Here is a 23,702-nt window from a genome sequence, read left to right as displayed (position 1 = left end):
CTATTACCTCCCTTGAATTGGAATATGAACTTCATTTAAGTTTTGCTTTTTCGTCCATAATCCATCGACAGTTACTTGTTTGTTGCCTATCTTAATTTGAGCAGTCCATCTTGAACCCGATGTTGAGTTCGGAAACTTGGCTGCTGCAACAGGGTCTGGTTCATGCCATCTAATAATAGCTTTCTGACCATCAGACAATTGAAATTCAAATTTCCCACCAATTTTCATAGTGTCTGTAGGCTTAAATGTGTTTGGCGTGCCTTCTGGAATCATATTTTGTAAATCCTTTAAGCTTATTTCTCCATTGTCTAAAAGATTTTCAACTACTATTCTAGTTTGTTCTCTATTTAAAGTTCCTACAGAATGTTTTCCAATCTCAGTTCCAGCGCTGTCTTTTCTAACCTCGTATATTCGCTCCTCTACATCCCTTAACACCACTTTTTCTTTCGAGGCGTATACATTAAAATTAGAACTGGCGCGTGCGGTCTTGCTTGCCTCGATATTTTTCAGTACCACATTCTTATCAAAAGCTGCCGTTTTGGCTGCTCCGAAACGTGTCGCAAAACCGGAAACACCAAAAGCGCTACTGGCCAATACTAGCAAATCAAATGCTAATCTCGAGTCAGTCACATGCTGACCTGTTACCGCGTCAATACCATACAACACGCGATACGAAGAGCCTACTAAGAAAAGCTCTCGGAAAGTCGATTCATTCTCCCAGTATATCATCTGCTCATTTACAAATCCAAGCGTAGCCGTCGTATTCAGTTGCCCGTCTTGCAGTATAAATCCTGCACTGTTCCCCTTTGAAATCATAGGAGTCAAACCAATAGCCTCGATTTCTTTTATTTGATCATCGATGGCTTGTTGACTCGCATATAATCTGGAAAGTTCGCTAAAATTGGTTCGATTTATCTTCTCCATGCCATACGTGCCAGTCGCCCTATCAAAACGAATATTTTTCTGAATATCCTGCAAAGCCTGCTTGATATAATGGGCTAGTTCTCCTAACTCACTGAAAAAATTGGCATGATTCCGCTCAAAGTCTAGATACTTCGCTAAAATGGCTTCTTTTTTATGTGCTTCAAAGATTTGTGTCGCGAGATTATTCAGCTCGGATGCTTTTTGGGTTCCATTAATCGCACTGAGTTCTGCGGTTAGATGCTCCATTCGATTCTCAAAGCCGTTGATTTTTTGATTTAAATCGTAAATACCATCTGCGTCCAGTTTTGCATTGGGAGATGAATCTACTTGGCTGTGAAAAGCCTGAATATACTGCTGTAGCTTCTCTTCACTCATTTTTAATGCTTGTTTCATTGATCCACATAGCTGAATATATGCGCCTGCGTAATAGTCTTTGGATGCCTGAATCGCTTCGCCTGTTATTGACTCATCGTTCAAGTACTGTATCACTGCTTGTCTGACAGCTTCGATGCGTGGTGTGATGGTCTGATTTGTTGCACGGAGTTGGCTTCTGAAATGGGTGACTTCTGCGATATCAATGCGCGTCATAGCAACAACTCCTTATGTATCCGTTTCTGCTCTTTCTCTAGCTGATAGACCGTCTTTTGTAGCCGTTGTTGTTCCTGCTGTAAGGCTTCTCTTGATTCCTCGACCGTCCTTCGAAGTTGGCGCCAATTCTGATGCGCTATACCTTCCGCTTCATGTGCCACGCTTCTTCCGTGATTTCCTTGCCAAACCTCATGCGCTTGCGCCACCAAATTCGATTTCTCTCGTTCCATATGAAATAGTTCCGATTCCACCGATTCTAACCGCACCTGTTTTTGCCGTATCGCATATAACGCATCTTCCTGTACTTCTTTCTCCTGCCTCATCTTTTGTAATTGCTGGTGTAGTGCCTCCACTTTTCGATCCATTCTAGCGCACCTCCAACTGTAGCTTTTGCCCAACTTCTCTGTCTTTTTGCGCGTAAGCCTCACCAATTTGTTTGATACGCTTCGCATCCTCAGAGACAACGCTTTCAAAAGTCTCCACGGCCTCCAATAAATCCAGCAAACACGCTCTGTATTGCGAAATGGAGTGACTCTGCGTATAGCTCATATTCCCATTTTTCATCGGGTGATACGACATTCCCTGTACACTAGCACTCAAATCAGCTGCATGATTCATCATGATTTCCCTATTCACATTAATTTTAGCCATGTTGCACCTTCCTTTTTTGATAGGAATAAGATATTTTTATTATAACAAAATATAGGTGCCTTGTCAGGTAAATAATGAGAAATCCACTCCTACTCTATTACTCCTTCAAACTCAAAAAGCCACCCGACACCGTGTCGAATGGCTTTTCTTTGTCTATTCATTTACTCGTCGACAACTCATGCAACACGGAAAGTTCTTTCTCCAGCGTGTTTAGCAAGCTTTGTCCTTCTGCTCTATCAATCAGTCCTAATCGCACCGCAAAATTAATTTCGCGCGATAAGCCGTACATTTGAGTATCCAAAACTTCTTCGTAAGCTGGACATTGAGGTAAAGTTAAGTTATCCATCTGCACTTTAATCAACTGCAAAATTCGCTTTGCGTCATCTTTAAGAAGCTTTACTGCCTCTTCTCTGTGGTCTATTTGTTTATCCGTCACTACAGAAACCCCCATTCAAAACACATCGTATGCGCCTAATTCATCTATTTCCAAAGAAAGTACAATTTTTTGAATTTTATCTTCCTAAAGTATAGCATATTTTTTTACGAAAGTAACCTGATATCAACATAATTTTTTTAGCCTAGCCACATAACTGTTAAAAGAAACATGCATACGGATAAAACCAAACTCGCCGGCACGGAAAAATAAATGACGAGCATTTCAACTCCTGATAGCGTTCCTTTCAATGAGCGTACAAAGGAAATACAGGTGGCAACAAGATAACTCGCAATAATAATTCCTGCCGCACTAAACACCACGTAGAAGTTATCAAACCAATACACAGCATCTTGCACGAACACGAATGCCAAAACAGCCAATAATCCAGTAACCGAGGTCCAAATCAACTCTGTATATTTTTTCTGTATTTGAATCATAGGAAACAGCTCCTCTACGTTTTACTTTCTATTTTTCCATGCTATAATAAAAGCACGAGGTGAACGCAAATGAAGGCACAATGTATTTTATGTGAAACAATTGATGAATTAGACGATAAGAAATTTAAGACGAAGCAGCTACGCAATAAGCCGATTCGTATGTATCTTTGCCCAGAATGCGAAACCCGAATTGCACAAAAAACGGTGGAACGAATTAATTCTGGCAAGTTCGAATTTCATAAACCCAAAACGAAAAACTTTATCGAAAAACCCGCTAATCTTTAGGACTGGCGGGTTTTCGCGTACTTACGACTTTGTTACTCTGTGATGCGAAAATCTAAATCGATTGCCTTTGTTGTTTTTACTGGTAATGCTTTGTCTGCGAAATCATTTGGGTTTGGTACGACAAGCTTCGTTAAGTGGACAAGCGTATAGTAATTGTCCTTGTTAAGCATGTACGTAATCGCCCCTTCGCGTTTGGATTTCGCCGGGAAAATATTGTGTGATGTAGCGCTACCGCTCAATTGGTAGGCAGTCGGCACAAAGTTCTCTAAGCTAGCACCTTTAGAAATGCCGCCGCCATTGATTTGGATGCGCTCAGCCAAGTAGTTAATATTGCTTGCTGATGTGTTTTCAATAACGACATCTGCTGTAACAACGAAACCATCTTGATTTGCTAAGTAAGATTCTGGGCTATACGGGTCCATCTTCTTATTAGCTCCTGTTACGCTTTCTAGTTTGTATTGTTTGACGGTTACTTTAAGTGGCCCAAAATCGGCTGTTTCTGGCGTTGTATTCAAATAGACAAGTGATACGGTTCCACCTGTTTTTGGCGCTACTGCGGATTGTTTGAAACCAGCTGGTGTCAAAGAGAAGGCGCCAGCCGCTGCCGCTTGTTTTTGTTCCGGTGTTTTTTCTTCTGTTTTTGCAGTGTCTGTGTCTGGTGTTTCTTTGGTTGTATCATTTTGTGCTGCTGGTTCACTTGTTTTTTCTTCTGCCTTTTCAGTTGTCGGTGTGTCTTCTTTAGCTGTTGTGCTCTCTTTATCTTGTTTTTCTTCTGTTTGTTTATTCGCATCAGTATCGGAATTTACATCTTGCTTTGTTGTTTCCGCCTTCTTTGCTACTTCTTTTTCCTCGGTTTTGGGTGTTGCTTTGTCTGATTCTGCTGATTTTGAATCTGCGTCCGAACCACAAGCCGCAAGCCCCACTAACATTGCACTCATCATGCCTACCATCAGTAATTTCTTCATGTAAATCCCTCCTTATTAAACGTTTCCCCTTACTTCTAACTATACCAAAAAAATCGCCATATTACAATCGTGTTACAAAAATAATTAACACAGTGAAATTTCTACATCAAAAAACCGCCTGATCGGATCAGACGGCTTTGCAAATTATTATTTATCAGCAGTTTTTGTACGTTTCGCTGCTTTTTCACGTTCGTTTTTGTTCAAGATTTTCTTACGCAAACGAATGTTTTCTGGTGTGATTTCGCAATACTCGTCGTCGTTTAGGAATTCTAATGATTCTTCTAACGTCAATGTACGAGGTTTTTTGATAACGTTTGTTTGGTCTTTATTTGCTGAACGGATATTTGTCATTTGTTTCGCTTTTACGATATTTACTGCGATATCGCCTTCACGGTTATTTTCACCGACGATCATACCTTCGTAAATGTCTGTACCTGGCTCAACGAAAATCGTACCACGGTCCTCGACTTGCATTGTTCCGTAAGTTGTTGATTTACCTGTTTCCATAGATACAAGTACGCCACGGCTACGTCCACCGACACGACCTTTTTGCATTGGTTGGTAAGAATCGAATGTGTGGTTGATAATACCGTAACCACGAGTCATTGATAGGAATTCGGTAGTGTAACCGATCAGTCCACGTGATGGTACTAGGAAAATCAAGCGAACTTGACCAGAACCATCGTTGACCATATCAGCCATTTCACCTTTACGTAAACCGATAGATTCCATGATGCTACCAACGTATTCTTCAGGTGTGTCAATTTGAACGCGCTCCATTGGCTCACATTTCACGCCATCGATTTCGCGGATGATAACTTCTGGTTTCGATACTTGTAGTTCATAACCTTCACGACGCATGTTCTCGATTAGGATAGATAAATGCAACTCACCACGACCTGATACAATCCAAGCGTCTGGTGAAGCAGTAGGCTCGATACGTAAACTTACATCTGTTTGTAATTCAGCAAGCAAGCGTTCTTCTATTTTACGGCTTGTTACGTGTTTTCCTTCGCGACCTGCGAACGGGCTATTGTTTGTTACGAATGTCATTTGTAGTGTTGGCTCATCGATACGCAAAATTGGCAATGCTTCTTGGTGATCGTCTGGCGTTACTGTTTCCCCTACGAAAATGTCTTCCATACCAGAAACGGCAACTAAGTCACCCGCTTTTGCTTGCGTGATTTCGACACGTTTTAAGCCTAAGAAACCGAACATTTTAGTTACGCGGAATTTCTTCACGCTTCCGTCCAATTTCATCAAGGCTACCGATTGACCAACTTCCATTGTACCACGGAAAATACGGCCAATACCGATACGACCAACATAGTCATTGTAATCAAGTAAAGATACTTGGAATTGCAATGGCTCGTCACTGTTATCCACAGGAGCTGGTACGTTATTAATAATCAAGTCAAAAATTGGGTCCATTGTTTCTTCTTGGTCATCCACGTTGTCGCTTAATGAACTTGTTCCGTTAACTGCCGCAGCGTAAACAACTGGGAATTCCAATTGATCTTCGTCTGCACCTAGTTCGATAAACAATTCTAAAACTTCATCCACAACTTCTGCTGGACGAGCAGATGGGCGGTCAATTTTGTTTACAACAACAAGTGGTGTTAAATGTTGTTCTAGCGCTTTTTTCAATACGAAACGCGTTTGTGGCATTGTACCTTCATAGGCATCAACGACCAAGACAACACCGTCAACCATTTTCATAATACGTTCTACTTCCCCACCGAAATCGGCATGTCCAGGAGTATCTAAAATATTAATATGCACGCCATTGTGATTGATGGCCGTGTTTTTAGCTAAAATAGTGATACCACGTTCTTTCTCAATTGCGTTACTATCCATCGCACGTTCAGCTACTTGCTCATGATCGTTGAATGTTCCTGACTTACGTAAAAGTTGGTCCACCAATGTTGTTTTACCATGGTCAACGTGGGCAATAATGGCGACGTTACGAATATCTTCTCTTAATTTCAAAACTAGTTCCTCCTAATATAAAATTACCTTTCGCGAAGCTGGCTTTTGTGTTCGTTAGCTCAGCGACTCAAATATTGGCCTAACTAAAGTCAAGCGCTCTACATATATGGTAATACGACTTAGCTACCAGAGCCAAAAGAAAAAGGAAAATTAGTTATTTTCCCCGTTCCTAGATCGTTTAGTTTTTCAACTTTCCAATTATAGCATATTCGCAAGCATTTGGCACGATTTTTATTTCAAAAACTAAAAATAATCTCGTAAAATTTCAGCGTGGACGCCTGGGCTTGCTACGAAAGAATCACCTTTTTCTGTGACCACCATTGGATTGCCGTTTGCACGCGTCACGATAGCACCTACTTCTTCGGCGATGATTTTACCTGCACCGATATCCCATGGTGACAAATTAGCGCTAATATACGCGTCTGCTCGTCCTGTTGCTACAGCCATGTATTCGAGTGTCGCCGCACCGTAAAGACGCAAGCCGCGAGCATTTCGAATAACTTCCAGTGTTTGCGGAAATTTACGCATGGCCGCTGTATTAATAATCACTAACGCATTCTCCAGTTTTTTATCAGGAGCTAACGCCGGGATTGGTTCATCGTTCACAAATGCCCCTTCACCGCGCTTTGCAAAGTAAAATTCGCCCGCAATAATATCATAAATATAAGCAAGTTCGCCGATACCTTCTTTATAAATACCAAGTGAAATCGCGAAATTCCGCTTTTGCTCAACAAAATTCACCGTGCCATCGATTGGGTCAAGTACCCAGACAACACCTTCCAAGCTTGTAATCTCCTCGCCGTAGCCCTCTTCACCAAGTAAGCGATGATTTGGAAAATGTTCGGCAATTTTATCTGCAAAATAGCGTTCTGTCGCTTTATCCACGTTCGTTACTAAATCATTGCGGTCTGCTTTTGTGTCGACTTCGATATTGGATTGTTCTAGCGACATGAAAATACGATTTCCCGCTTCTTCAAGCCATTCACGTGCTAGCTGATCGATTTTTTCTAGTGGCATAACTAATCTCTCCCCGTTCTTTTTTCCTAGCTTATCATAAATAGGCGTTAAATTCAGCTTTTGAGCACTATTGCTTTCATCTCTTTTCTGGATTCCGTATAATAGAGATAATGTTTATTTTCACGAAAGCGAGGAATCACAATGAGTTTTACGAAAAAAGATTTTAAAGCCATGCAAACGCCGGGTTTGGAGGAGCGGATGGAGGCTATTCAAACGCAGATTCAACCGAAATTTCGCCAAATTGGTGAAGGGCTTGCAACTTATTTAAGCGCCAAAACAGGAGACGAAATGTTTCTACATATTGCGAGACATGCGCGCCGTTCCGTCAATCCACCTGATAGCACTTGGCTTGCTGTCGCGAATAACAAACGCGGCTACAAAAAACACCCACACTTCCAAGTTGGGATTTGGGATGAATATGTTTTTATCTGGCTTGCCTTCATATATGAAACCGAAAACCGCCAAATCGTTGTCCACAACTTCCTAGAAAATCTCGATACACTTAAAAATTTACCAGCAAACTTCTCCATCTCACTAGATCACACAGAAAAACCAACGAGCCTTGTGCAAAATACCGATTTGACGAAAGCGTTAGAACGTTTCCGCGATGTTAAAAAAGGCGAGTTTTTAGTTGGTCGTATTTTCCAACCTGGTGACGCGGCATTGAAGAACAAAACCGCTTTTACCAAGACATTGGAAGAAACTGTTGATTTATTGTTACCTCTTTATCAGATGAGTTTTGAAATGCAAGAAATTTAAGCGAATAGCATATACAAAAAGGCGAAATCTCTGTATAATAGAGGGGTTGTGATTATTTGAAAAAGGAGTTGAGCACCATGAAAACGAATATAGCACCGAGCGAACCTGATCCGCATCAGATAATAAAGGATTCTATTCATGGCGTGCATCAGTATCCCATGCATACGTTAGAATCCTAGAAAGGGAGGAATAAATATGCATCAAATATTCAAATCAAATGACGTTGGCAAATTAGAAGAATTAGAACATCCAGAACGCAATTGCTGGATTAACATCGTAGCGCCATCGTCCGAAGAAATCAACCAAATTGCCGAACAATATAATATTCCATTAGAATTTCTAGAAGATCCACTAGATAAAGATGAAAGTGCCCGGATTGAGCGCGACGACGATACCGAAGCTGTCCTGATTATTTGTGACTTTCCGATTGTCGATGAGGATGATATTCATTACGCCTCATTTGAAACCATTCCACTCGGGATGATTATGACGAAAGATTACTTTATCACGATTTGCACGATTGACTCATCGATTATTCAATCATTCATCAAAAATCGCATTAAAGGCTTCTTTACACATATGAAAACGCGTTTCGCCTTGCAGATTTTATACATGATTTCCACGCAATTCCTCCGTCACTTGAAACGGATGAGTCGCCAAACCGATGACATTGAAAAAGAACTACATGAATCCATGAAAAACAAGCAACTATATGATTTGATGGGGATTGAGAAAAGTTTGGTTTACTTCTTAACCGCCCTGAAATCAAATAAATTGGTGCTAGATAAGATGATGCGCCAACATATCGTGAAAATGTACGAAGAAGACCAAGATTTACTAGAAGATGTTATTATCGAGAATCGTCAAGGTATCGAGATGGCGGAAGTCCATTCGAATATTCTGAGCGGGATGATGGATGCTTATGCCTCGATTATTTCGAACAACATGAATATCGTGATGAAATTCCTGACCTCTTTTACGATCATTTTAACGATTCCAACGATGGTTTTCAGTTTTTACGGGATGAACGTGCGGTTGCCACTTTCGGATATACCGATTGCTTGGGTCCTCGTTATCTGCATTTCCTTTGGTATCGCGGGACTACTCGGCTTTGTTTTTTGGAGACGAAAATTCTTTTAAGTACGACGAAATCACCTTCTTGGCTGGAGGTGGTTTTTTTATATGAAAATCGGGAAAACTCTACCAAAGAGGTGAAATGTGATGAACAAGAAAATGGTGATGATTCCAATTCTTTTAGGCACACTGACGCTTGCAGGTTGCGGCGGTTCATACTCCTCAGATAGTTCTAGCGGCGGTGGAAATTCGTACGGAAGCAATAATAACAACTACGGTAAAACAATGGATGACACAGCGAAAAAAGACACGAAAAGCAGTTCAGACACAACGACACTATCTCAAAAAGATGTTTTAGCTACAGTAAAATCAAAATTGACTACTGACGTCATCGTTATGCTCCCTAAAAACATCCCGTTGTCTTCTAAAAAAGATTATTTAAGCGCTAAAACAACATCTACTTCCGATAACTATCAAGTGGTGTTTTACGAAACAAAACAACCGATTTCGGTAAATAGTGCAGACTTGAAAGACACAGAAAAAGCTACCCCACTTGTAACTGTTTCCGGAAAGACATATGCGACCGAACAAGAAGCAGCAGATGCGACAGGCCACATGGATAACGTGAACACAGGCGTTAATGGCGTGGACTTAGGGTCTGGCATTACAGGCTATTCAGACGCTGGGGCTGGCTCTACTTTTCTTAGTTGGGCAGAAGGTCGTTGGAGCTTGAGCGTGCGTAACACGACGAGCGGCAATCAGCAAGATTCGATCGATTTAGCGAAAAAAGTAGTCGCTAAACTAGAAACAGAGACGCTTCCTGCACCGCATCAAGTTGGTGGTGTGAAGCTAGAAGCCGTGCCAAATAGAGCAGATGGAAATAGGATTAGCTGGCAAGACGGCGCGACCACTTATATGGTGACGCAGTTTGCTGATCCATTGGATGGGATTTCTGTTGCGACGAGTTTTACGGATTGATATAGAAAATTGGCAACTTCAAGGAATATTTAAGTTGCCTTTTTTATTTTTTGCATCTCTCTATTTTTTATTCAGTTATGATATAATCCTAGTGGAGGGATATCATGACAAAAGATGTGAAATTAAGTAATATAAAAGGGATACTCATTTTTCTAGTTGTCTTAGGACACTTACTTTTAGTTGTAAGGGCTGGAATGGAACCATTAATCGTACTGATTTATTCATTCCATATGCCTGCATTTATTTTCCTGAACGGTTATTTTGCAAAAAACGTTACTTTTAAAAAGGTAATCAATCTATTGTTGTTATACATAATTTTTCAATCATTTTATGCTTTTATCACCTATTTTACACATTATTCGGAAGCTTTTACATTCAGATTTACAACACCTATTTTCCATCTATGGTATTTAATCAGCCTTGCTTGTTTCTATTTAGTTGCTATTTCACTCAACAAAATTGGGAAACATCGTTTATGGAGCTTTTTTATCATCACAGGGATTCTAGTTATTAGTATCGGGATTCGCTGGTGGGCTACAGGATTTCTAGTGAATCATCCTCAGGTTTCTGGACAATTTCTTTCTATTCAAAGAACTTTCGTGTTTTTTCCATTCTTTCTATTAGGTTTTTATATCGATTACAAGACAATGAATAAGTGCAAAACGATCCTTTATTCTTTCAAATTCAAGTTGTTAGGAAGCTCGATTCTTATTTTCGGTATTGTCTGGCTGCTATCCACAAACTTGTTAAAGTTTGAAAATGCCTTTTATGGCTTTTTACAATCGAGTGCATTTGCTATAAATTGGCGCAATTTTTTTGAAATAGAATTCCAGCAATACCTTATCGCATGTATTATGATTGCTATTCTTTTTGCACTTATCAATCAAAGCGAGAACCTTCTAACTTTATGGGGTGATAATTCACTTGTTATTTTTCTATTTCATCCTCTATTTTTCTTTGTACTCCGCATGTATACATCAAATTTAACCCAATGGAACATCTTTTTAAAGCTCACTTTTGTTATTTGTATCTCCCTGTTTGTCTGTAGTTTTTTAGTTGCGATCAGCAAATGGCTTTGTTGGATAACCAATCCTTTAAATACCATTCTTCAGTTTCGACATGACAGAAATAAGGCCGCACTTGAAGAATAATACAAAATAGCACGTCTGGCTAAATTTATAATTAGCTAAACGTGCTATTTTTCTTATTCTTTCCCTACTTCTTCTAAAATCAATTGCTCTAACTCTTCTGGTGAGATATGCTCATCGAAAATATGCTCGCCGATGATAACAGTTGGTACTAAGCGGATGTTGGCTGCGTTAGCTTCTGCGATGATTTTATCTGCTTGGTCTTGGTTATCTTGTTTTGTAAGGCCTAGTTCGTCCTCTGCGAAGTTCGCCACTTCTTCTAGTGTTAGCGAGCCCCAAAGGTCTTGTCGTGCATAAATATCATCTAAAATCGACAATGTTTCTTCTGGTGCTGCGTAATCTAGATAGTGATGGAAAACGTTGCCGCGTTGTAAAGATTCTTTTTCCTTATCAAAAGGTTTCACGATTAGTTCGATACGGCCAGATTCGATGTAACGGCTAAGCACGTCACGGGATTTCTCGTGCCATTCACGGCAGAATGGGCAACGTACGTTGATAAATGATAATACTTTCACGGGTGCGTCGCTTTTCCCGATATGAATGCCTGCTTCTGTTCCTACATTTCCTGCAATAATTTCACTAATATCCATTTAAAATTCCTCCTAGGGTTGCATTTTGATTTTGCTTGTCGTGGCGTCTTTTACGAGCTGCATGACGCGATACGCAGAATAGCCGCTTGCTTTTTCGAACTCGCGACCGAGACTCTTTTCTTCGCCGATGGAGCGTACGACTTGCTTAAAATCACTATATTTTGCTTTTATTTCCGATGCGTCAATTCCTGTTTCGTAGGCTTTTTCAACGGCTTGATAAAAGTTAATAACAATCGCTATTTCTTCTGTAGACCAATCGAGATTGAGCGGGTAACTATATTCCATGTTTAACCTCCCCTTTGCTTTTATGGCGTTTTCTTCGGATGTTCTTCTTCTATTTTAGCACGAACTTTGTATGGTTTAAAATATTGTGATTGCAAGAAAAAAGCACTGACTCCGTAGAATCAATGCTCATCGTCGTTCTCTAAAGCTAAACGTTTGTTTTTCCGTATGTAGTGTGTTGCGATACAGAAAAATGTTGGCAATGCATAGCTTACGATACATAGTAAAATGACTTCGATAACCGATTTTTGAATGTAGCCTTGTGTTAGCTTAATAAAGCCTGTAATCGGTGTTTCTAAAATCTGAATGACCGAGCGCCACCCGCCTGTATCGTGTAAGTGGTGCATAAATCCAATAATGAATGCTACGATCGTTAGCACAAAACAAATGCCTGATATGACATACAAAATCCAAAACAACGCGCGCTTTAACGTCCCCATTATTTCACCTAATCCCTTTAGTTTATGTGGTCTGTCTTCATTCTACTCCTTTTGTTATGTAAAATCACATAAAAACTGTTTTCAATGAAGAAATCTGCTGTTTTCGTGGGTTTCTAGGTAATCTTGTTTTAAGAAATACGTGGAAACGCAGAAAAATGCTGGCAATACGTAACTGATGATGATTGCTAGAAACATCGACCAAATGTTATTGCCTACATGTACTTGGAAAATCGCGGGATCAGTGACTGGGCTTGCTAAAATACGCAAGACTGCGCGCCAGCTATCTGTTTCGTGCATATGAATAATAAAACCATGCACGATGTTGACGATAAAACCTAGAAAGAAGATTGCTGAGAAACCGTAAATAATACCGAAGATTATTTTTTCAACTTGCTTTTTCAATTTTACACCTGGATTCTTTTATTTTTATATGTTTATCATACTACTTTGTGGGTCGTTTCACAATAATTTTTTACATAGGTAAAACGCTATCCGAGTTGCCCCGAATAGCGTCATTATTATTACATGTGGATTGGACGTCCTAGCGCAAGTTCTGCTGCTTCCATTGTCAACTCGCCTAATGATGGGTGAGCGTGAATTGTAAGCGCGATATCTTCTGCTGTTACGCCTGTTTCGATTGCTAATCCGATTTCAGAGATGATATCAGATGCGTTCATTCCTGCTACTTGTGCGCCAAGAACTAAGCCGTCTTCTTTGCGTGTTACAAGACGTACAAATCCGTCTGGAGCGTCAAGTGATAGGGCACGACCGTTACCACCGAATGGGAATTTAGCAGCTTTCACGTCGAAGCCTTTTTCTTTGGCTTCTTTTTCAGTTAAACCAACTGTTGCTAATTCTGGATCACTGAAAACTACGGCTGGTAATGCTGTGTAGTCATTTTCAGATGCTTCGCCAGCGATTGCTTCAGCGGCAACTTTTGCTTCGTAGCTTGCTTTGTGTGCTAGTGGAACACCAGGAACGATGTCGCCGATAGCGTAAACGTTAGAGATATTTGTGCGACCTTGTTTGTCAACTTCGATCAAACCACGTTCGCTTACTTTTACGCCTAGTTGTTCTAAACCGATATCATCCGTATTTGGACGACGGCCTACAGTTACTAATACGTAGTCAGCTTCGATTGATTTTGTTTCGCCGCCAGCTTCGTATGTTACTTTTACGCCGTTTTCCGTTTCTTCGGCAGATTTAGCCAAAGCTTTTGTTACGATTTCTACGCCTTTACCTTTAAGGTTGCGTTTTACAAGCGAAATCATGTCTTTTTCGTATGTTGGTAAAATTTCTGGACCGCCTTCAAGGATTGTTAGCTCTGTACCAAGGTTAGCGAACGCTCCGCCAAGCTCTGTACCGATATAACCGCCGCCGATAACAACCAATTTCTTAGGAACTTCTGTAAGAGCTAGAGCGCCTGTTGAGCTAAGCACGCGTTTGCCAAACTTGAAGCCTGGGATTTCGATTGGACGTGAACCAGTTGCTATGATTACGTTGTTGAACGTATAAGTTTGCGCAGAATCAGGGTGAATAACGCGGAGAGAATGCTCATCAACGAAGAAAGCTTCTCCTTCTAACATTTCCACTTTATTCTTTTTAAGCAAGCCTTTTACGCCTGTTGTTAATTTGCTGACTACGGAACCTTTCCATTCTTGTGCTTTTGTGAAGTCAAGGTTTACGTTGTCTGTTGTGATTCCCATGTTATCGGAATGTTTTGCTTCTGCAAAGCGGTGACCAACTGTGATCAAGGCTTTAGAAGGGATACAACCAACGTTTAAACAAACGCCGCCGTAATGTTCTTTCTCAATAATTGTTACTTTTTGTCCTAATTGTGCTGCGCGAATTGCCGCAACATATCCGCCGGGTCCTGCACCAATGACGATGGTGTCTCTTTCTTCTGGAAAATCGCCTACTACCATTTTTTTACGCCTCCATTAGTAAAAGTTCTGGGTCATTTAATAACCGCTTGATATTGTTCATAGCCTTTTGAGCTGTTGCGCCGTCGATAACGCGGTGATCGAAGCTTAGTGATAATGCAAGTACTGGTGCTGCTACGATTTCGCCGTCTTTTACGATTGCTTTTTCAGCGATACGACCTACACCTAAAATTGCTACTTCAGGGTAGTTGATAACTGGTGTGAACCATTGTCCGCCAGCAGATCCGATGTTTGAGATAGTAGAAGAACCGTGACGCATTTCTTCACCAGTCAATTTACCGTCGCGTGCTTTTGTAGCTAATTCATTAATTTCATTTGAGATTGCAAAAATCGATTTCTTGTCAGCGTCTTTGATAACTGGTACGTAAAGACCGTGATCAGTGTCTGCTGCAATACCGATATTGAAATAGTGTTTGTAAACTAGTTCGTCTGTTGCGTCGTCAAGTGTTGTATTTAACACTGGGAACTCACGCAATGTGTTTACTAGCGCTTTTACCATGTAAGGTAGGAAAGTAAGTTTGATACCTTTTTCTGCTGCTACATCTTTGAAACGTTTACGGTGAACCATCAAAGCCGAAACTTCGATTTCGTCCATTAGCGTTACGTGTGGCGCAGTGTGTTTCGAGTTAACCATTGCTTTTGCGATTGCTTTACGTGTTGGTGTTAATTTCTCGCGTGATTCTGGGTATGTGCCGCCGCTAACAACTGGTGCTGCTTTTGCTGCTGGTTGTGCAGATTTTGTTTCTTCTTTCGCTGCTGGAGCCGCTTCGCTTGAAGTGCTTGCAACTGCTGATGCGTCGCCATTTAGGAAAGCATCGATATCTGCGCTAAGTACACGGTTGTTTTTGCCGGAGCCAGCAACTTGACGGATGTCAACGCCTTTTTCACGTGCATATTTACGAACGGATGGCATTGCAATCACAAGACCGTTTGGATCTTTTTGTGATGATGGTGTGCCGTTTCCGCCTGATACTGGAGCTTTAGCAGCGTCATTGTTTGCTACTTTCGCTGAATCTGCTGGAGATTCTGGAGTAGAAGAGTGATCAGCTGTTGTCGCTTCGCCTTCAAAGTCGCCTTCGAATGTGATTAGAACTTGACCAACTGTTGCTACTACGCCTTCGCCTACTAGAATGTCTTTAACCGTTCCAGCGACAGGAGAAGTAATTTCTTCTACAGATTTATCGTTTTGTACTTCAAAAATTGTTGCGTCTTCTTCGATTTGGTCGCCTGGTTTTACGAACCATTTCACAATTTCGCCTTCGTGGATGCCTTCGCCGATGTCTGGTAATTTGAATTCGTAAATGCCTTTACCGCCTGATGCGGTTGCTGGCGCTTCTTCTTGTTTTGCAGCAGGTGCTGGTGCTTCTTCGGCGTCGTCTTCGTGACCTTCTACACCGTCAAAAGTAATCAATACTTGACCAACTGTTGCTACTACGCCTTCGTCTACTAGAATTTCTTTGACAGTTCCGGTTACAGGAGAAGTAATTTCTTCTACAGATTTGTCATTTTGAACTTCAAAAAGGGACGCGTCTTCTTCAATTTTATCGCCTGGTTTTACGAACCATTTGACGATTTCTCCTTCATGTATACCTTCACCAATGTCAGGTAATTTAAATGAATATGCCATTTTTTAAAAGCCTCCTGATTTATTTTATAAAAGGACGTTTTTGAGTCTGTTCTAAATGAAAGTAACAAACTCAAGAAACGTCTTGTTTAGCGCCTTCGGATCTAGCTTCACCAGCCAACTCCGCGAAAACTTCACGCCCGCAACAAAAACCAAGTACGGGTTTTTATTGCGGCTGGTTCAGCTTTTCTAATTAAAACGCCAATACTTCTTTCACACGCTCAACGATATCGTTATGGTTTGGTAACCAAACTGTTTCTGCTTGGGCGAATGGGAAAACACTGTCTGGTGCTGTAACACGCATTACTGGTGCTTCTAGTGAAAGGATTGCGCGGTCGTTGATTTCAGCGATAACGTTAGCTGCGATACCAGCTTGTTTTTGCGCTTCTTGTACTACGACAACACGGTTTGTTTTCTTAACGGAAGCAACGATTGTGTCAACATCCAACGGGCTGATTGTACGAAGGTCGATAACTTCTGCAGATACGCCTTCTTTTTCAAGTTCTTCTGCTGCTTTTACAGCTTCTTGAACCATTGCTCCGTAAGTGATGATAGAAACGTCAGTACCTTCACGACGAACAGCTGCTTTACCGATTTCAACTGTGTATTCGCCTTCTGGAACTTCTTGACGGAATGAACGATATAATTTCATGTGCTCTAAAAAGATAACTGGGTCATTATCGCGAATCGCGGAAATTAATAGACCTTTTGCATCGTATGGTGTTGATGGGATAACTACTTTAAGACCTGGTGATTGAGCCATTAAGCCTTCTAGGTTATCTGCGTGAAGTTCAGGAGTATGAACACCACCACCAAATGGTGCGCGAATTGTAATTGGAGCAGTACGTGTGCCACCAGTACGGTAACGCATACGTGCCATTTGACCAGCAACGGAATCCATTACTTCAAATACAAAACCGAAGAATTGAATTTCAGGAACAGGACGGAAGCCTTCTAGTGCAAGACCGATAGCAAGACCACCGATACCAGACTCAGCTAGTGGTGTATCGAATACACGATCTTCGCCAAATTCTGCTTGAAGACCTTCAGTAGCACGGAAAACCCCACCGTTATTACCTACATCTTCACCGAAAACTAAAACGTTCTCGTCATTTTTTAGTTCTACTGCAAGCGCATCTGTAATCGCTTGAATCATTGTTTTTTGCGCCATGATTATTTCGACTCCTTCGCTTCAAAAATTGCCAGTTGCTCTTTGATTGGAGCAGTTGGTGTTTCGTACATATTTTTAAGAAGATCCGTTACTTTTTGTTTTGGTGTAGCGTCTGCTTCTTTAATTGCTGTTTTGATTTCTTCTTTCGCTTTTTCGATGACTTCGTTTTCTTTTTCTTCGTTCCAAAGTCCTTTTGCTTCTAAGAAAGTACGGAAACGAACGATTGGATCTTTCAATTCCCATTCGCCGTCCAATTCTTTTGTACGGTAACGCGTTGGATCATCACCTGAAAGTGTATGTGGACCGTAACGGTAAGTCATTGTTTCGATAAGTGTTGGACCATCGCCTGCAACTGCACGGTCACGCGCGAATTTTGTTACTGCGTAAACTGCTAATGGGTCCATACCGTCTACTTGTACGCCTGGAATACCAGCTGCAACTGCTTTTTGTGCCAATGTTACGGCAGCAGATTGTTTTTCACGTGGTGTAGAGATAGCGAACATGTTATTTTGAACAACGAAGATTGCTGGAGCGTGGTAAGCACCGGCGAAGTTCATACCTTCATAGAAATCACCTTGTGAAGAACCACCGTCACCAGTGTATGTGATAACTACTGCGTCTTTTTTACGTTTCTTAAGGCCTAATGCAACACCAGCTGCTTGCACGATTTGTGCGCCGATGATGATTTGTGGAGATAATACGTTTAGTTCGTCTGGGAATTGATTTCCAACGAAGTGTCCGCGTGAGAATAAGAAAGCTTTAGTTAATGGTAGTCCGTGCCAAATCATTTGTGGAACGTCACGGTAACCTGGTAGCACGTAATCTTCTTTCGTTAGTGCATAGTGGCTAGCAAGTTGAGACGCTTCTTGTCCTGCTGTTGGCGCGTAGAAACCTAGGCGTCCTTGGCGGTTTAATGAAATCGAACGTTGGTCAAGCACACGTGTCCAAACCATACGCGTCATTAATTCTACTAACTGCTCGTCTGTTAAGTCAGGCATTAAGTCAGGATTAACAACCTCTCCTTTTTCATTTAAAATTTGGACCAATTCAAATTGATCGGCAACAGCTTTAAACTGTTCTTTCACATCTACTACTGTCTTCTTTGTTTTAGAAGCCATCGTGTAATCTCTTCCCTTCTGGATTGAAATATTTTAAGAATTGAATGCGCAAACATTTGATATTTTTTCCACTACTTCTAATGTAGCAAAAAGATAGCTTGTCAGGCAAGCAATACAATGTTCGGTTCCATTCTCAAGTTTCCTAGCTGGATTCGTGTATTGGTTGGTTGCAAAAAATGATAATGTAGCGCAAACTTTTAGGATGAGTTTGTGAAAAACGTACGCTCTCACAAATTCATCTTGCTTCGTGGTGATCCATGAACAAGTTCATCGCTGTTATATTTTTTAAACACCTTACTATTAATACACCAATCTTCCCTTTTAATTTACACCATCCTTTCGCTTTCGTCAATAACTTAAACTTACTTTGTTTTATTGCGGTTTCAGTGTTTTTTAGCGATCATTCGCTTTTGAAAAACTGTATTAGGATTTACGTTTATAGAAGCAAACTGTTATATAATAAAGCAAAGATGGCTTAGGCTTCACCTTTCCAATTTTATTTGTAAATAGCTTCTTTTGTTTGTGAATTCACAAACTTAATGATTTGTATAACAGTCATGCTAAGCGAACGATATTATGTAATACGATTCAAACGTTCGTGTTTATTATGTTTTTATTTTCACTAAAAATAACTTGAATACAGTACCATACCCTATTGAAGCAAAATTCATTCACAATATCCGGATTTTTTGTTAAAATAAATAGTAGCTTATTAAGAACAGGAGAGAAAAAAATGCTTACAATGGATGATATTGTCCGTGAGGGAGACCCCGTTTTGCGCGCTGTCGCAGAACCTGTTGATTTTCCTTTGTCGGATGAAGATAAAGAAACCGGTCAAAAAATGTTGGAATTTCTAATTAATAGTCAAGATCCTGAAATCGCCGAGGAACACGAACTTCGTGGTGGTGTTGGTATCGCTGCACCGCAAATTGGCATTTCGAAGCGTTTTATCGCGATTCATTTACACGATGATAACGATCGCCTGTACAGCCATATTTTATACAATCCAAAAATTCGTAGCCATTCGGTGGAAAATGCGTGTCTTGGCGGCGGCGAAGGATGTTTGTCGGTCGATCGCGAGATTCCGGGTTATGTCGTGCGTAGTGCGCGTGTGACGGTGGAAGCTTTTGATATTGACGGCAAGCCGTTGAAATTGCGTTTGAAGGGTTATCCCGCGATTGTTGTGCAGCATGAGATTGACCATTTGAACGGGGTTATGTTTTATGACCATATCAATAAGAAGAATCCGTCGTACTTGCCTCCTGACGTGATTGTGTATGAATAAATGAAGAATGCGCCTTCCGCAAGTGATGTGGAGGCGCATTTTTTTAGTTACCGATATTTCGGAGTTGTTCTAACTGCAGGTCTGCTGTACTGGCTAGTACTAAATCTGCCCGTCCTAGAATGTCAATGCTGCCGATACCAACTGCGCGCATCTTTGCATCTTTAATCGCGTCCACTCCTGACGCCGCGTCCTCCACACCAATACACACCTCCGCAGAAAGCCCTAATAATTCTAACGCCTTCAAAAATACTTCTGGATCTGGTTTGGATTTCGTAATTTTCGCAGCATCTACCACGTAGTCAAATTGGTCGCGAATTCCGAGTGAGCACAAAATCATTTCTGCATTTTTCGAGGCAGAGGCAATCGCTGTCCGAATTCCTGCTTCTTTCAATTCTTTCAAAAACGATTCAATTCCCGGCAAAATATCGCTTGGTTGAATTGCCTCGATCATCTCTTTGTACACATCATTTTTCCATTCTGCCATCTCTGCTTTTTCTTTGGCATCAAAATCCGCAGAACGGCCACCATATGCTAAAATGCGTTCCAAAGAATCTGTGCGGCTCACTCCTTTTAACGTTTCATTAAAATCCCGATCTATCTCAATACCAAATTTGTCCGCGAGCTTCTTCCACGCCAAGTAATGAAACTCCGCTGTATCGGTAATGACACCGTCTAAATCAAAAATAATACCTTCTAATTTTTCCATCTTAAACTCCTTTTCAAGCTTACTTATCGCCACCGATTCGTACGCCCTTCATGAAATATTTATTCAAAACAATATATAATATCAAAATTGGAATAATCGAAACGACGGATGCCGCCATAATGTAATTCCATTGTGTCGCATTTTGCGTCTGAAATGACTGTAAACCAAGTGTTAATGTGTATTTTTCAGGAGATGTGATGTATAGCAATGGCTTCATGAATTCATTCCACAATCCGAGGAATACGAATACACCTTGTGTGGCAATCGAGGCCTGCGCCATTGGGAACACGATCCGGAAGAAGGTTTGCGTCCGGCTTAACCCATCCATTTGCGCCGCTTCTTCGACCTCCTTAGGGAAATTCACGAAAAACTGTCGCATCATAAAAATATAACCAAAATTAATCGCGCCTGGTAAAATCAAGGCATTATACGTATCCAAAATCCCAATGGACTTCATGATTAGGTAATTCGGAATCAACAAAATCTGCGCTGGCACCATAATAACCGCCAAAATCAACAAGAAAAGCTGTTTCCGTCCTGGGAAGCTTAGCCGTGCCAATGCATATCCAGCCATACTATTGAAAATAATATTTAAAATCGTACCTGAAATAGCAATAATAAACGAGTTCAAAATCCACCTAGGAAATAGCGGGTCACGCGTGAAAATATAACTGAAATTTTCAATGGTCGGATTTTTCGGCAATAAGGAAAGTCCGCCACCAATAATTTCACTGTATGGTTTGAACGAAGCCATCACTGCCCATAAAAACGGATAAAGCGTTACTAAACCATAAACAATGAGTAGTGTATACGTGATAATTTTCCAAAAACGCTTTATTTTCATGACGCGGCGCCTCCTTCTTCATTCACATCTTCTTTATTTAATTTTCGTGCAAGCATCGATACTAAGAAAATAATGATGGTTAGTAAAATAGCGATTGCAGAAGCGTATCCCATCGTATCAAACGACTTGAAGGCATATTGATAAATGATGAGCGATAGCGTAAGCGTTGCATTGTTCGGACCACCACTCCCACCCGAAATAATGTACGCCTGATCAAACAATTGAAAACAACCAATGATGCCCATCAGCAAAACATAGTTCGTAATCGGCGCAATCTGAGGCACGGTGATTCTCGTCAAGCGTTTCCAAGCATTCGCCCCATCCACTTGCGCCGCTTCGTACATCGTTTTCGGAATATCTTGTAAACCAGCCAAATAAATCGTCATAAAAAATGGTACGGTAGACCAAATATTCATTACCATAATCGTTCCAAGCGCAAATTTCGTTTCATTTATAAAATTAATCGGCTCGGCAATCAGCCCAAAATCAACCAAAACATTATTAATTGGACCAGTCAAACTAAATAAAAACATGAAAATCATCGTTAAGGCAGAACTTGATGTCAAAGTAGGTAAGAAAAAGATTGTTCGGAATGTATTTTGAAATTTAATTCCCGAATTAAGTAACGAAGCCATCAATAACGCCAAAATTGTCTGGCACGGAACAACGATGATAACGTAGCGAACCGTGTTCTTCAGTGCAATCCAAACGCGTTCATCTTGAAACGCATTCGTATAGTTTTTCAAGCCAACGAATTGGTAGCTCGACTCTCCAACTAGGCTGACTTTATTTAATGATAGAAACAAGGCATAAATAATCGGTATCAGCGTAAAAACCGTCATAATAATAATCGTCGGTAACATGAAGGTAATACCTTGTGTGGCCTCCTTCGCTTTACGCTTTGATTTTTTCGGATTCATTTTTTCCACCCTTTCCGTATTCCTTATAAAAAGGAAGAGCGACTTCGCAAGTAGCCGCTCCCAGCTTGGTTAATTTTTCAGTTGCGTTTTAATGTCATTATTCGCTGTTTCTGTGGCTTTTTTCATCGCTTCTTTGAGTGTCATTTCGCCTTTTAATGCAGATGGTAGCATATTTTTGTATTGATCGGACACGATGGATAGTGTTGTACCATCCTGCCAAGGCGTTGCATATTCAGCACCAGCGACAAACGGTTGTAAAATCGCATCTGATTCGATATTCATTTCTTTAGCTACGGATTGACGTGATGGAAGCACAGAAGCTCCTTCTGCCCATGTTTTCATTCCTGTTTTTCCTGTGAAGTATTCGATAAGTTCCCAAGCAGCATCTTTGTCTTTTGCCGCTGCATTCATCGCATAACTTACTGTAAATACCATTGTTCCTTTTTTCCCGTCAATCGTCGGAACTTCTTTCGTTCCAAATTTAACATCTGGGAAGTTTTGTTCTAAATGTGCAATAGCCCAGTTTCCTTCTACCATCATCGCGGCTTTACCTGCACCAAACGAGTCACCAGACCAATCTTGTCCTAGATCAGCTGGACGTTTAATCAAGCCTTTTTGATACCAATCAACAAGTGGTTGTAGTGCGGTGATAATTTTTGGATTATCCAGATTAGAGTAACCGTCTTTTGTGATAATTGGTTCACCAGATGATTGTGCGATATACATTTGACGCGCTAAGTCAGCCGTGAAGGCGCTCGGAACGACATCTTTCGGTAATTTTGCTTTTAAATTTTCTAAAAATGCTCCCATTTTGTCGGCCGTTGTTGGGATTGTGTTTGGATCAATGCCAGCGTCGGCGAACATTTTCTCGTTATAAAAAATGCCTAGCGTCGAATAATCTTTTGACAAACCATATTGTACTTTATCTTCACCCGTAAAAGCTTTATATACCGGTTTATAGAAATCTTCTGTATCAAAATCCTTGGTCTTAGTAATGTAATCATCAAGCGGCGCTAATACTTTCTTCTCGATGAGGCTAGGCGCCAGATACGCGTCTACATAAAACACATCCGGCGCGGTTCCGCCTACTAAATCTGTTTGAAGTTGCGTTTCATAATCGTTGTACACTTTCTCTTTCACTTTAATACCAGACGCTTTCTCAAAATCAGCAATTAACTTCTTACGCGTTGTATTCTCAGCTTCCGTTCCTTTCCAAACACCGAGCGTCAATGTTTTTCCGCCGTTGCCAGCTGACGCATTATCTTTCTCTCCATTTCCACAAGCCACCGTAAACATTAATGCAAACACCGCTGTTAAAACTCCCACTAATTTTATTGCCTTTTTCATACCTTACCTCTCCTTTTCGTTATGATTTCAAGAAAGCGTCTTCATTTAACGTTATTCTAGTCCAAAACGTTTCGGATGTCAAGGGCTTATCTTAATAAAATTAAAAGTTTAGAGTTGTAAGTTTCGCCAATATACCCTAAAATAGGGATAAATAGTAATTCAAAAATTGGAGGTATAACGT

General features: G+C 40.7%; 26 protein-coding genes. 6 read left to right on the top strand and 20 right to left on the bottom strand.

Going from position 1 to position 23,702, the window contains the following annotated elements:
- Positions 1-3 precede the first annotated feature (3 nt).
- The 5 genes from EP57_RS16520 to EP57_RS10855 all read right to left on the bottom strand — a co-directional run bounded on the left by EP57_RS16520 (position 4) and on the right by EP57_RS10855 (position 3,036).
- Entirely contained in the window at positions 4-1,512 is a 1,509-nt protein-coding gene (locus tag EP57_RS16520) for a T7SS effector LXG polymorphic toxin (protein WP_052167642.1), read from the bottom strand.
- Positions 1,509-1,877: a hypothetical protein gene (locus tag EP57_RS10870; protein WP_036086644.1), complete on the bottom strand. Its 369-nt coding sequence runs from the start codon at positions 1,875-1,877 to the stop codon at positions 1,509-1,511. Before EP57_RS10870 ends, EP57_RS16520 begins: the two co-directional genes overlap by 4 nt.
- Position 1,878: 1 nt before the next feature.
- Positions 1,879-2,163 carry a DUF3130 family protein gene (locus EP57_RS10865; RefSeq protein WP_036086642.1) on the bottom strand — a complete coding sequence of 95 codons (285 nt, stop codon included), beginning with the start codon at positions 2,161-2,163 and terminating at the stop codon, positions 1,879-1,881.
- Positions 2,164-2,320: 157 nt separating this feature from the next.
- Positions 2,321-2,599, bottom strand: a complete 279-nt coding sequence (locus EP57_RS10860; RefSeq protein WP_036086640.1) for an Fpa/YlaN family protein — start codon at positions 2,597-2,599, stop codon at positions 2,321-2,323.
- Positions 2,600-2,736: 137 nt separating this feature from the next.
- The gene (locus tag EP57_RS10855; RefSeq protein WP_036086638.1) at positions 2,737-3,036 is read right to left on the bottom strand and encodes a hypothetical protein; all 300 of its coding nucleotides are present in this window, start codon (positions 3,034-3,036) and stop codon (positions 2,737-2,739) included.
- A gap of 69 nt (positions 3,037-3,105) precedes the next feature.
- Here EP57_RS10855 and EP57_RS10850 point away from each other — a divergent pair, with 69 nt between their 5' ends.
- Positions 3,106-3,321, top strand: a complete 216-nt coding sequence (locus tag EP57_RS10850) for a YlaI family protein (protein WP_036086636.1) — start codon at positions 3,106-3,108, stop codon at positions 3,319-3,321.
- A 32-nt stretch (positions 3,322-3,353) separates the two neighbouring features.
- Here the strand turns inward: EP57_RS10850 and EP57_RS10845 are convergent, their stop codons facing one another.
- From EP57_RS10845 to EP57_RS10835, 3 genes are all read right to left on the bottom strand, one after another.
- Positions 3,354-4,286 (bottom strand): DUF5068 domain-containing protein, encoded by a 933-nt coding sequence (locus EP57_RS10845; RefSeq protein WP_036086635.1) that lies wholly within the window; start codon positions 4,284-4,286, stop codon positions 3,354-3,356.
- 147 nt (positions 4,287-4,433) lie between these two features.
- Positions 4,434-6,275, bottom strand: coding sequence for a translational GTPase TypA (typA, locus tag EP57_RS10840; RefSeq protein WP_036086633.1), 1,842 nt, complete (start codon positions 6,273-6,275; stop codon positions 4,434-4,436).
- A 243-nt stretch (positions 6,276-6,518) separates the two neighbouring features.
- Positions 6,519-7,292, bottom strand: coding sequence for an inositol monophosphatase family protein (locus EP57_RS10835; protein WP_036086631.1), 774 nt, complete (start codon positions 7,290-7,292; stop codon positions 6,519-6,521).
- 141 nt (positions 7,293-7,433) lie between these two features.
- On the opposite strand from EP57_RS10835, the gene EP57_RS10830 reads away from it, so the two are divergent.
- The 4 genes from EP57_RS10830 to EP57_RS10815 all read left to right on the top strand — a co-directional run bounded on the left by EP57_RS10830 (position 7,434) and on the right by EP57_RS10815 (position 11,254).
- Positions 7,434-8,051: a YktB family protein gene (locus EP57_RS10830; RefSeq protein ID WP_114982933.1), complete on the top strand. Its 618-nt coding sequence runs from the start codon at positions 7,434-7,436 to the stop codon at positions 8,049-8,051.
- 195 nt (positions 8,052-8,246) lie between these two features.
- On the top strand, positions 8,247-9,191 hold the full coding sequence (locus EP57_RS10825) for a magnesium transporter CorA family protein (protein ID WP_036086628.1): 945 nt from the start codon (positions 8,247-8,249) through the stop codon (positions 9,189-9,191).
- 81 nt (positions 9,192-9,272) lie between these two features.
- Positions 9,273-10,103 carry a hypothetical protein gene (locus tag EP57_RS10820; protein WP_036086626.1) on the top strand — a complete coding sequence of 277 codons (831 nt, stop codon included), beginning with the start codon at positions 9,273-9,275 and terminating at the stop codon, positions 10,101-10,103.
- Between the two features lie 104 nt (positions 10,104-10,207).
- Complete coding sequence (locus tag EP57_RS10815; protein WP_036086624.1) at positions 10,208-11,254, top strand: acyltransferase family protein; 1,047 nt, start codon at positions 10,208-10,210, stop codon at positions 11,252-11,254.
- 53 nt (positions 11,255-11,307) lie between these two features.
- On the opposite strand, the gene EP57_RS10810 is transcribed toward EP57_RS10815, so the two are convergent.
- From EP57_RS10810 to pdhA, 8 genes are all read right to left on the bottom strand, one after another.
- Positions 11,308-11,841, bottom strand: a complete 534-nt coding sequence (locus EP57_RS10810; protein ID WP_036086620.1) for a DsbA family protein — start codon at positions 11,839-11,841, stop codon at positions 11,308-11,310.
- Positions 11,842-11,853: 12 nt separating this feature from the next.
- Entirely contained in the window at positions 11,854-12,126 is a 273-nt protein-coding gene (locus EP57_RS10805; protein WP_036086617.1) for a UPF0223 family protein, read from the bottom strand.
- A gap of 119 nt (positions 12,127-12,245) precedes the next feature.
- Positions 12,246-12,563, bottom strand: a complete 318-nt coding sequence (locus tag EP57_RS10800) for a hypothetical protein (RefSeq protein ID WP_036086616.1) — start codon at positions 12,561-12,563, stop codon at positions 12,246-12,248.
- 81 nt (positions 12,564-12,644) lie between these two features.
- The gene (locus EP57_RS10795; protein ID WP_052167641.1) at positions 12,645-12,965 is read right to left on the bottom strand and encodes a hypothetical protein; all 321 of its coding nucleotides are present in this window, start codon (positions 12,963-12,965) and stop codon (positions 12,645-12,647) included.
- 119 nt (positions 12,966-13,084) lie between these two features.
- Positions 13,085-14,488, bottom strand: a complete 1,404-nt coding sequence (lpdA, locus tag EP57_RS10790; protein WP_036086615.1) for a dihydrolipoyl dehydrogenase — start codon at positions 14,486-14,488, stop codon at positions 13,085-13,087.
- A 4-nt stretch (positions 14,489-14,492) separates the two neighbouring features.
- A complete protein-coding gene (locus EP57_RS10785; protein ID WP_036086614.1) occupies positions 14,493-16,133 on the bottom strand; it encodes a dihydrolipoyllysine-residue acetyltransferase in 1,641 nt (546 codons plus the stop codon).
- Between the two features lie 190 nt (positions 16,134-16,323).
- Positions 16,324-17,301, bottom strand: a complete 978-nt coding sequence (locus EP57_RS10780) for an alpha-ketoacid dehydrogenase subunit beta (RefSeq protein ID WP_036086613.1) — start codon at positions 17,299-17,301, stop codon at positions 16,324-16,326.
- Positions 17,302-17,303: 2 nt separating this feature from the next.
- A complete protein-coding gene (pdhA, locus tag EP57_RS10775) occupies positions 17,304-18,419 on the bottom strand; it encodes a pyruvate dehydrogenase (acetyl-transferring) E1 component subunit alpha (RefSeq protein ID WP_036086611.1) in 1,116 nt (371 codons plus the stop codon).
- Positions 18,420-19,152: 733 nt separating this feature from the next.
- On the opposite strand from pdhA, the gene def reads away from it, so the two are divergent.
- Positions 19,153-19,704 (top strand): peptide deformylase, encoded by a 552-nt coding sequence (gene def, locus EP57_RS10770; protein WP_036086610.1) that lies wholly within the window; start codon positions 19,153-19,155, stop codon positions 19,702-19,704.
- 43 nt (positions 19,705-19,747) lie between these two features.
- Here def and pgmB read toward each other — a convergent pair whose 3' ends face one another.
- The 4 genes from pgmB to EP57_RS10750 all read right to left on the bottom strand — a co-directional run bounded on the left by pgmB (position 19,748) and on the right by EP57_RS10750 (position 23,521).
- Positions 19,748-20,410 carry a beta-phosphoglucomutase gene (gene pgmB / locus EP57_RS10765; protein ID WP_036086608.1) on the bottom strand — a complete coding sequence of 221 codons (663 nt, stop codon included), beginning with the start codon at positions 20,408-20,410 and terminating at the stop codon, positions 19,748-19,750.
- Positions 20,411-20,429: 19 nt separating this feature from the next.
- Positions 20,430-21,254 carry a carbohydrate ABC transporter permease gene (locus EP57_RS10760; RefSeq protein ID WP_036086607.1) on the bottom strand — a complete coding sequence of 275 codons (825 nt, stop codon included), beginning with the start codon at positions 21,252-21,254 and terminating at the stop codon, positions 20,430-20,432.
- Positions 21,251-22,174, bottom strand: coding sequence for a carbohydrate ABC transporter permease (locus EP57_RS10755; protein WP_052167650.1), 924 nt, complete (start codon positions 22,172-22,174; stop codon positions 21,251-21,253). Before EP57_RS10755 ends, EP57_RS10760 begins: the two co-directional genes overlap by 4 nt.
- Before the next feature lie 69 nt (positions 22,175-22,243).
- On the bottom strand, positions 22,244-23,521 hold the full coding sequence (locus tag EP57_RS10750; RefSeq protein ID WP_036086605.1) for an ABC transporter substrate-binding protein: 1,278 nt from the start codon (positions 23,519-23,521) through the stop codon (positions 22,244-22,246).
- Between the last annotated feature and the right edge of the window lie 181 nt (positions 23,522-23,702).

Source organism: Listeria booriae, from assembly GCF_000766865.1.
GTDB lineage: Bacteria > Bacillota > Bacilli > Lactobacillales > Listeriaceae > Listeria_A > Listeria_A booriae.
The sequence above is the reverse complement of the archived record's forward strand: the minus strand, read 5'-3'. Positions and strand labels throughout refer to the sequence as shown.